Source organism: Glycomyces niveus (assembly GCF_017592475.1).
Taxonomy (GTDB): Bacteria; Actinomycetota; Actinomycetes; order Mycobacteriales; family Micromonosporaceae; genus Glycomyces; species Glycomyces niveus.
Genome location: NZ_JAGFNP010000009.1, coordinates 239,310 through 248,024, shown reverse-complemented (window position 1 = coordinate 248,024; position 8,715 = coordinate 239,310). Strand labels below are relative to the sequence as shown.

Annotated in this window: 8 protein-coding genes; 6 read left to right on the top strand and 2 right to left on the bottom strand. The window is 68.6% G+C overall.

The window, feature by feature from the left end; all coding sequences use genetic code 11:
- A partial coding sequence (locus J5V16_RS25790; protein WP_208497668.1) for an RICIN domain-containing protein occupies positions 1 to 133 on the top strand: 133 nt, incomplete at its 5' end.
- Positions 134 to 292: 159 nt separating this feature from the next.
- Positions 293 to 1,504 carry an alpha-L-fucosidase gene (locus tag J5V16_RS16835; protein ID WP_208497656.1) on the top strand — a complete coding sequence of 404 codons (1,212 nt, stop codon included), beginning with the start codon at positions 293 to 295 and terminating at the stop codon, positions 1,502 to 1,504.
- Positions 1,505 to 1,623: 119 nt separating this feature from the next.
- Here the strand turns inward: J5V16_RS16835 and J5V16_RS16830 are convergent, their stop codons facing one another.
- On the bottom strand, positions 1,624 to 2,439 hold the full coding sequence (locus J5V16_RS16830; RefSeq protein WP_208497654.1) for a helix-turn-helix domain-containing protein: 816 nt from the start codon (positions 2,437 to 2,439) through the stop codon (positions 1,624 to 1,626).
- A gap of 109 nt (positions 2,440 to 2,548) precedes the next feature.
- Between J5V16_RS16830 and J5V16_RS16825 the strand changes: the two genes are divergently transcribed.
- The gene (locus J5V16_RS16825; protein WP_208497653.1) at positions 2,549 to 3,745 is read left to right on the top strand and encodes a Gfo/Idh/MocA family protein; all 1,197 of its coding nucleotides are present in this window, start codon (positions 2,549 to 2,551) and stop codon (positions 3,743 to 3,745) included.
- 43 nt (positions 3,746 to 3,788) lie between these two features.
- Here J5V16_RS16825 and J5V16_RS16820 read toward each other — a convergent pair whose 3' ends face one another.
- The gene (locus J5V16_RS16820) at positions 3,789 to 4,811 is read right to left on the bottom strand and encodes a LacI family DNA-binding transcriptional regulator (protein WP_208497651.1); all 1,023 of its coding nucleotides are present in this window, start codon (positions 4,809 to 4,811) and stop codon (positions 3,789 to 3,791) included.
- Between the two features lie 329 nt (positions 4,812 to 5,140).
- Here J5V16_RS16820 and J5V16_RS16815 point away from each other — a divergent pair, with 329 nt between their 5' ends.
- Genes J5V16_RS16815 through J5V16_RS16805 form a run of 3 tightly spaced genes read left to right on the top strand, consistent with a single transcriptional unit; the run spans position 5,141 to position 8,684 of the window.
- A complete protein-coding gene (locus J5V16_RS16815) occupies positions 5,141 to 6,808 on the top strand; it encodes a twin-arginine translocation signal domain-containing protein (RefSeq protein ID WP_208497649.1) in 1,668 nt (555 codons plus the stop codon).
- Entirely contained in the window at positions 6,805 to 7,782 is a 978-nt protein-coding gene (locus J5V16_RS24575; RefSeq protein ID WP_208497647.1) for an ABC transporter permease, read from the top strand. Before J5V16_RS16815 ends, J5V16_RS24575 begins: the two co-directional genes overlap by 4 nt.
- Positions 7,782 to 8,684 (top strand): carbohydrate ABC transporter permease, encoded by a 903-nt coding sequence (locus tag J5V16_RS16805; RefSeq protein ID WP_208497645.1) that lies wholly within the window; start codon positions 7,782 to 7,784, stop codon positions 8,682 to 8,684. Before J5V16_RS24575 ends, J5V16_RS16805 begins: the two co-directional genes overlap by 1 nt.
- Positions 8,685 to 8,715: the final 31 nt, after the last annotated feature.

Sequence of the window (8,715 nt, the reverse complement as noted above, 5' to 3'; positions counted from 1 at the left end):
CAACGCGGACGGCTCGATCACCAGTTCGTCCGGGCTGTGCCTGGACGTGGCGGGCGCGGCGACCGCGAACGGCACCAAGGTGCAGCTGTGGAGCTGCACCGGCGGCTCCAACCAGCGGTGGACGCTGGGCTGAGCCCCACTGACAGCCGACGGCGCGGCCTGCCGGGGTCGCGCCGTCGGCGTGTCCGACCGTGGTGAAAACCGACCACCAGTCGGTGAATGATTCCCTTCCGGTCGCAGGTCTGCGGGCCTAGGCTCGAGGCCGACTGACGCTGTGAAAGGACTACCGACCATGACTGGTGCGCACCGCGACAACCTGCCCGACTGGGCGCTGGAGGCGAGCCTCGGCATCTTCATCCACTGGGGGGCGTACGCGGTGCCCGCCTGGGCCGAGCCGGAGCATGTGGCGGGCGAGCCCGAGCCCGAGGGCGGCTGGTTCAAGCACAGCTCCTACGCGGAGTGGTACGCCAACACCATCCGCATCGAGGGGTCCCTGGCGGGGGCGCACCACGCCGAGGTCTACGGCTCGGCGCCGTACGAGGACTTCCTGGACCAGTGGAAGGCCGAGGCGTACGACCCCGCCGAGTGGGCGCGGCTGTTCCGCAGTCTGGGGGCCGACTACGTGGTGCCCGTGACGAAGCACCACGACGGCGTGACCCTCTGGGACGCGCCCGGCAGCGAGGGGTTCAACACCGTCGACCGCGGCCCGAAGCAGGACCTGCTCACCCCGCTCGCGGAGGCCGTGCGGGCCGAGGGCATGCGCTTCGGCGTGTACTACTCGGGCGGCCTGGACTGGAAGATCACCGACAACCCGCCGATCGTCGAGACCGACGACATCTGGCGGTACCGCCCCAACGACGCCGAGTACACCGCCTACGCGACGGCGCACGTCCGCGACCTGATCGACCGCTACCGGCCTTCGGTGCTGTGGAACGACATCGAATGGCCGGAGACGGGCAAGGAGGACGGCTCGCTCGACGCGCTCATCGCGCACTACCGCAGCGAGGTCCCCGACGGGATCGTGAACGACCGGTGGGGCGCCGATATCTGGGACTACCGCACGAGCGAGTACTCCATGGCCGCCGACCACGAGACCGGCGTCGGGTGGGAGCACAACCGCGGCCTCGGATCCTCCTTCGGTTACAACCGGGTCGAGGACGCCTCGTTCACGCTGAGCCCGCTCGCGCTGGCGAAGCACTACGCGGACGTGGTCTCGCGCGGCGGGCGCCTGCTGCTCAACGTCGGCCCCGACGCGTCCGGCCGCATCCCCGAGATCCAGGTCCGCACCCTCGAAGGCGTGGCCGAGTGGATGCGCGCGCTCAAGCCGTACACGGCCGGCCGGAGCTTTCCCGGCGGCGACAAGGCGACCGTCTCCGCTGAGGACGATGTCTGGTTCCGGTTCTGGGCGAGCGGCGACCGGCTCGTCGTCGTCGCCGACCGGCCTGACGCCGTGAAGATCGACGCGCCCGGCTTCGAGGTCGTGGCGATCGCGCTGCCTGAATAGGTGCGGTGGACGGGCCGGGGCAGAGCGGCTGATTTGTGAGCGCGGCGAAGCCGTGCTCACCGGCCGCCCTGTCCCGGCCCTTCGTCGTGCACCGACACATCAGCCGCCCTGCCCATCGGTCACTGATGCTGACGGCGGTACGCGGCCGGCGGCACGCCGCATTCGGTCTTGAACGCGGTGTAGAAGCGGCTCACTGAGCTGAAGCCCGACTCGGCGGCCACGTCGGCGATCGGCAGGTCGGTGGTGATGAGGAGCCGGCGGCCTTCGGCGAGGCGGCAGCGGGTGAGGTAGTCGCCGATCGTGGTGCGCACGATCTTGCGGAAGTGCGTCATCGCGTAGTTCGGGTGGAGGTTCGCCGCGGCGGCCACATCGGCCACCGTCAGCGGCTCGCGGAAGTGCCCGGCCAGGTGGCGGACCATGGCGACGACGTGCCGCAGCGCCGGGTCGCCGCCGGTGTACGGGCGCACCGGCTCGCCCGGCGCGTCGAGCGCGAGGCGGCGCACCCGGGCCTCGACCTCGAGCAGGAGGATGCGGCGGCGCTCGGGCTGGGCGCTGGCCAGGTCGGCGGCCCACTGCGTGAAGTTCGCCGGGTCCGATGCCATTGCGGCCGCAGGCGGGGCGATGAGCGGCATGCCGGAGAGCAGGCGGCCTACGAGGGCGGCGGGCAGGCCCCAGCCCAGGAAGGTCGCGAACGGCACGTGGACCCAGTGCGCCCGGGTCGCGCCGTTCGCGACGAGCTGGTGCGGCACGGCCGCCCAGAAGGCCGCCACGGAACCGGGGCCGATCTCGACGGGTTCGCCGCCGAAGAGGTAGAGCATGGTGCCGCCCTCGGCCACGAAGTTGATCTCAAGGTCGTCGTGCTGGTGGGCGGTGTCCATAAGGACCGGGCGCCCGGCCCAGCCCACCAGGCGGGGCGGTTCGATCTGAGTATCCAAGAAACACTCGCTCGTTTCGATGAAGACTTCTCGGATCAGAACCTATACGTTCGTGGCGGCGTCCGGCACCGGCCGTTCGGCCACATACCTGCAATGAAGGAGCTTCTCCGTGTTCGCTATCGGCATCGTCGGGGCCGGGCAGTTCGCCGGCGCTTTCGCGAAACTGTTCAACGCGCACCCCGGCGTCTCCCGCGTCACCGCCACCGACCTGATCCCCGAGCGGGCCGCGACCCTCGTCGAGGACCTCGGGCTGGCCGGCGCGGAGGAGGACTTCGACGCGATGCTCGCCTCCGATGTGGACGCCGTCGCGATCTTCACGCAGCGGTGGACCCACGGGCCGCTCGTCGTCAAGGCGCTGCGCGCGGGCAAGCACGTGTACTGCGCGGTGCCGATGGCGTTCACCGTCGAGGAGATCGGCGAGATCATCGACGCGGTCAAGGAGACCGGCCTGACCTACATGATGGGCGAGACCAGCCAGTACCACCCGGCCACGGTGCTCGCCCGGCAGAAGGCGGCCGAGGGCGGGTTCGGCCGACTCTTCTACGCCGAGGGCGACTACCTGCACGACATGGACCACGGCTTCTATGCGGCGTACCAGTACAGCGGCGGCGCCGACTGGAAGAAGACCGCGAGCTTCCCGCCCATGAAGTACCCCACGCACGCCGTCGGCGGCGTCCTCGGCGCCTGGAACACGCACGCGGTGAGCGTCAGCGCGATCGGCGTGCCCGACCAGCTCGGCGACGGCGTCTTCGACAAGGACGTGAGCATGTTCGACAACGACATCTCGAACGCCACCGCGCTGTTCGAGACCGCCGACGGGGGCAGCTTCCGCACCAACGAGTTCCGCCGCATCGGCCTCGCCCACTGGGTCCCCGAGTCCCGCTTCGTCTTCTACGGCACCAAGGGCATCCTCGAGCAGGGCTCCCGCACCAGCTTCTGGCACAAGAAGTCCGATGACCTGCAGGACGTCACCGAGCTGCTGAAGCCCGGCTGGGCGACCGGCGCCGACGACCCGGTCCTGGCCAAGGTCGACCCGGCGCTGCACGATTCGTTCATCTCCGGCCACGCGCCCGTCCACGACACCTCGGCGCTGCCGGTCGAGTTCAAGGGGCTCGGCAACGGCCACATGGGAAGCCACCAGCTCCTGGTGAACGACTTCGTGACCGCCGTGAACGAGCAGACCCTCCCGACGGTGAACGCCTGGGTGGCGGCGCGGTACACGCTCCCCGGCATCGTGGCCCACGAGTCGGCGCTGCGCGGCGGCGAGCGGCTCCGCATCGAGGACTTCGGCGACGCGCCGCAGTAGCGGACGGCCCCTGGCGCGATGCGCCAGGGGCCTTTTCCGTCTGTCAGCGGCGCGGCGGCGCCGTGGACTCCCGGACCACGAGCTGCGGCTTGACCACCGAGGACTGGAGGTCCGTCTTGCCTTGCAGCTGCTGGGACAGCAGCTCGAATGCGCGCGCTCCCAAGTCCTCGAAGTCCTGCTCGACGGTCGTCAGGGACGGGCGCCAGAGGGAGACGAGGGGCTGGCCGTCGAAGCCCGCGACGGAGACGTCGCGGGGGACGTCGAGGCCGCGGTCGGCCAGGGCCCGCATGACACCCAGGGCGATCTCGTCGTTGCCGCAGAAGACGGCGGTCACGTCGTCCCGGCCTGCGATCCGCTCGCCCCAGCGGTATCCGGAGAGCGCGTCCCATTCGGAGTGCATCACCGTGGGGACCTCGGCCCCCGCGTCCTGGAGCGCGGCGCGCCAGCCCTCGGTGCGGCCGGAGACCTTGCCGCCGGTTGGCCCGGAGATGTGGTGGACGGTCCGGTGCCCTTGTCGCAGCAGGTACTCCGTCACCTGGCGGCCCCCGGCGGCCTCGTCGATGAGGGCCGCGAGCGACCCGTCCTTGCGCTCCGACTCGCCCCCGGCGGCGACGACCGGGAGCGACGCGGGCAGCGCCCGCGAGGCCTTGATGCCGGCCTGGCGGAACTCCAGGACGATCGCGCCGCCGATGGGCTGCGACAGGGCGAGGTCGACCGCCCGCATCACCGATTCGTCCTCATCGGACGACACGATCGTTATTGACACCGACATCCCCGCCCGCTGGGCGGCGGTCTCGACGCCGCTGAGCGTGTTCGCGTAGCCGTAGCTCGACGTCGTGGCCTCAGCGATGATCGAGATGAGGTTCGGCTGACTCAGCCGCAGCGACCGGGCGGCGCTGTTGGGGCGGTAGCCGAGCTCCTTCACCGCCGCGTGGACCCGCTGGGCCAGTTCGGGGGCGACGTTCTTGGTGCCGTTGAGCACGCGGGAGACGGTGGGCACCGAGACGCCCGCCGCCTTCGCGACATCGGCGAGGACGGGGGCGCGGTACGACTTCGAGGAGGCCATGGGTTCGAGGATACGAGACGGTCGGCGCGAGCAACGCCCCGGGATCCGCGTTTGAGATAAACGTTATCTCAACATGCAGGCTCGAACTTGATCGAACTCAAAACTCGACTCAATGCCTTTGAACTGCGAATATGACTGCACGGGAGCGGTTCTCATCCCGAGATCAACATGTCCGAACGAGGCCGATCATTGACCGTTGTCGATCATGTTGATAACCTTCTCTCGACGGTGAGACACGGAGACCGCCCCCTTCCGGCACCTGACGGCCTCCCCCACCCGTCGACGACAGCACCATCACTCACAGGGACACCAATAGGAGGACCCCTCTCATGGTCGAATTCTCACGCCGCAACTTCCTCGGTGCCGCAGGGGCCGCGGCCGCGGCGGCCGCGGTCGGCGCGACCGCCGCCGGATGCTCGGAGAACGCCGGCGGCTCCGCCGGCGGCGACTACGACATGCCGACGTACCAGCCCGCCCCTGACCTCGACGTCCAGCCGTTCTATGCGACTGAGACCGAAGGCATGGAGAACGTCTACACCGACTACCCGAAGACCTACTTCAAGTCGGTGAACCGCGAGCCCGGTTCCGGTGGGAAGGTCACCAGCTTCCAGCTCACCTGGGGCGACCCCTCGAAGCCCTTGGACGAGAACCCGTACTGGCAGGAGCTGAACGAACGCCTGGGCGTCAGCTTCGAGCCGCAGTTCGTGCCCCAACCGGTGTTCGACCAGAAGTTCGCCACGATGCTGGCCTCCGGCGAGGTCCCTGACCTGGTGTTCGTCAACGACCAGTCCGCCGTGAACCTCCAGGGCATCCGGGACGGTGCGTTCGCTGACCTCTCCGAGACCCTGTCGGGCGACAACATCCTCAAGTGGCCCAACCTGGCAGCGCGTAAAGAGGAGATCTGGGCCGCGAGCCTCAAGGACGGGCGGATCTACCAGATCCCCTCGATCGTCTGGGCGCTCACCAACCTTCCGGTCATGCGCGCCGACCTGGTCGACCAGACCTCGATCGGCCGCGCCCCCAAGGACGCCGACGAGCTGTTCACCATGCTCAAGGAGGTCTCGGCGCTCGGCACGGGGCCGGGCGGGCAGAAGGTCTACGGACTCAACAAGTACGACGCCCACCCCGGCACCGCTTCGATGTTCCAGCGCCTGTTCAAGACCGGCCCCGAATGGCAGCACAACGACGCGGGCGACCTGGTCCACATGATCGAGACCGAGAACTACAAGCTCATGCTCGAATGGCTCGCCCGCGCGTGGGCCGAGGGCATCTTCGACCCGGTCTCCATGTCCCCCACGCCCACCGACATCGTCTCGGGCGCGGCGATCCGCTACGACGCGGTCGGCGCGGCGATCGGCGCGGCCGGCATGTCGCAGTGGGAGGCGGACCTCCCGGGCGCGAAGTTCGACTTCTTCGACATGCCCGGCTTCGACGGCTCCTCCCAGCTCGTGGTGCGGAACGTGCCTTACGGCAAGTCGACGTGCGTCTCGGCCGCCGCGGCCGAGGACGAGGAGCGGCTGACCCAGATCCTCAACGTGCTCGATTACTTCTCCGCGCCGTTCGGGTCCGAGGAGGCGCTGTTCATCGGCTCGGGCCAGGAGGGCCGCCACTACGAGTTCGACGAGTTCGGCATGCCCGTCACGAACCCGGACTACACGACCGAGCTCGGGGTGCAGTACGTGGGCGTCTCGTCCGGCGACAACTCCTACCGCATCCACCCGAACGCCGCGCCTTGGGCGGACTCGTTCGTCACGGTCATGGAGGCCCTGGCCCAGAACTCGATCGACCGGCCCCTGACCGGGCTCGAAGGCGCGTCCCCGACCTTTGTGACCAAGGGGGCGCAGCTCAAGCAGCTGTGGACGGACTTCGAGAACGGGGTGATCACCGGGCGCGAGAGCATCGACGACCTGGAGTCGTTCGTCTCGAACTACATGTCGCAGGGCGGCACGCAGGTCAAGGACGAGTACACCCAGGCCCTCAAGGACGCCGGCAAGTGAGCGTGAAAACCGCCGCACGCCCCGAGACCCGCACCGCGCGGGCCTCGGGGCCTTCTGCCGCTTCAAAGCGCAAAGGCTCGCTGCTCCAGAGGATCTGGCGCGAACGCTGGACCTATACGTTCATCGTCCCGGGCGCGCTGTTCTTCCTGGTGTTCGCGTACGCGCCGATGCTCGGCAACATCGTGGCGTTCCAGCAGTACTCGCCCTTTCGGGGCTTCGCCGGGTCGCCGTTCGTGGGCTTCGCCAACTTCACGGTGCTGTTCGAAGACCCGGCGGTGCTCCAGGCGCTGGAGAACACCCTCGTCATCGCGGTGCTCCAGCTCGTCTTCGCCTTCCCCGCGCCGATCGCGCTCGCGCTGCTGCTCAACTCGCTGCTGTCCGAGCGCCTCAAGCGCATGGTCCAGACGATCGTTTACCTGCCCTACTTCCTGTCGTGGGTCATCGTGATCTCGGTGTGGCAGCAGGTGCTGGGCGGCGGCGGCCTCGTCGCGGGCCTGCTCGACGGCTGGGGCGTCAGCGGGTTCGACGCGATGACGAACGCCGACACCTTCAAGCTCCTTGTTGTGGCCCAGAACATCTGGAAAGACTGCGGCTGGGGCACCATCATCTTCTTCGCCGCGATCGCGAGCATCCCGAACGACCGTTACGAGGCCGCCGCGATCGACGGCGCGACCCCGTGGCAGCGCACCTGGCACATCACGCTCCCGGCACTCGTCCCGGTCGCGACGTTGCTGCTCATCCTCAACATCGGGTCGATCCTCACGGTCGGCTTCGAACAGCTCCTGCTGCAGCAGCCCATGGTCGGCTCCGAGGCCGCCGAAGTGCTCGACACGTTCGTCTACTTCCGCGGCGTGCTCGGCGGCCAATGGGGTGTCGCGACCGCGGCGGGCCTGCTCAAGGGTGTCATCGGCACGATCCTCGTGCTGTCGGCCAACAAGATAGCCAAACGACTCGGCGGAGAAGGGATCTACTGATGGCCTCACTCACGCAGCAGCGCCGCGCCGGCGCGCCCTGGCTCAGCCCGCCCTCCATGGGGATCCGCGCGGTCAAGGCCGTGGTGATCAGCCTGATCGTGGTCACCATGATCTACCCGCTCGTGTACGTCATCGCGATGAGCTTCGCCGCGCCGTCCCAGGCCCGCGCCGGGGTGGTGTTCCCGACCGAGTTCTCCCTCGACGCCTACCGGGCGATCTTCAACGGCGGCACCGTCACCCAGGGCCTCACGAACTCGCTGTTCATCACCGTGGTGGGCACGCTCCTGTCCCTTGCCGCGACCTCGATGCTCGCCTGGGGCCTGGCGCGGACCCGGCAAGTGCCGGGGGCGAAGTTCGTGCTCGTGATGATCCTGGCGACGATGTTCTTCAGCGCCGGGATCATTCCGAACTTCATGCTCGTCAAGTACCTCGGGCTCCTGGACTCGACCTGGTCGCTGATCATCCCGGGCCTCATCTCGGCGTTCAACATGATCGTCATCAGGAACTTCTTCCAAGGCCTGCCAGAGGAACTCATCGAAGCGGCCCGGATCGACGGCGCAGGCGAATGGCGGATCTTCCTCCAGATCGTGCTGCCCCTCTCCAAACCCGTGCTCGCGGTGATGGGCCTGTTCTACGCGGTCGGGTACTGGAACACCTACTTCAACGCCCTCCTGTACATCAACGACGCCGAGAAGTGGCCCATCCAGGTCGTGCTCCAGCAGTACGTCCTGGCGGGGGTCCAGATCCCCGGGGCGATCGTCTCCCCGGACCAGCCGCCGCCCCCGGGCGTCACGCTGCAGATGGCGGTGATCGTCCTGGCGACGCTCCCGATCCTGATCGTCTACCCGTTCCTCCAGCGGTACTTCACGTCGGGCGTCCTCACTGGAGCGATCAAGGGCTGACCTGATCCGGCAATCGCGAAGGGGCCGAGCG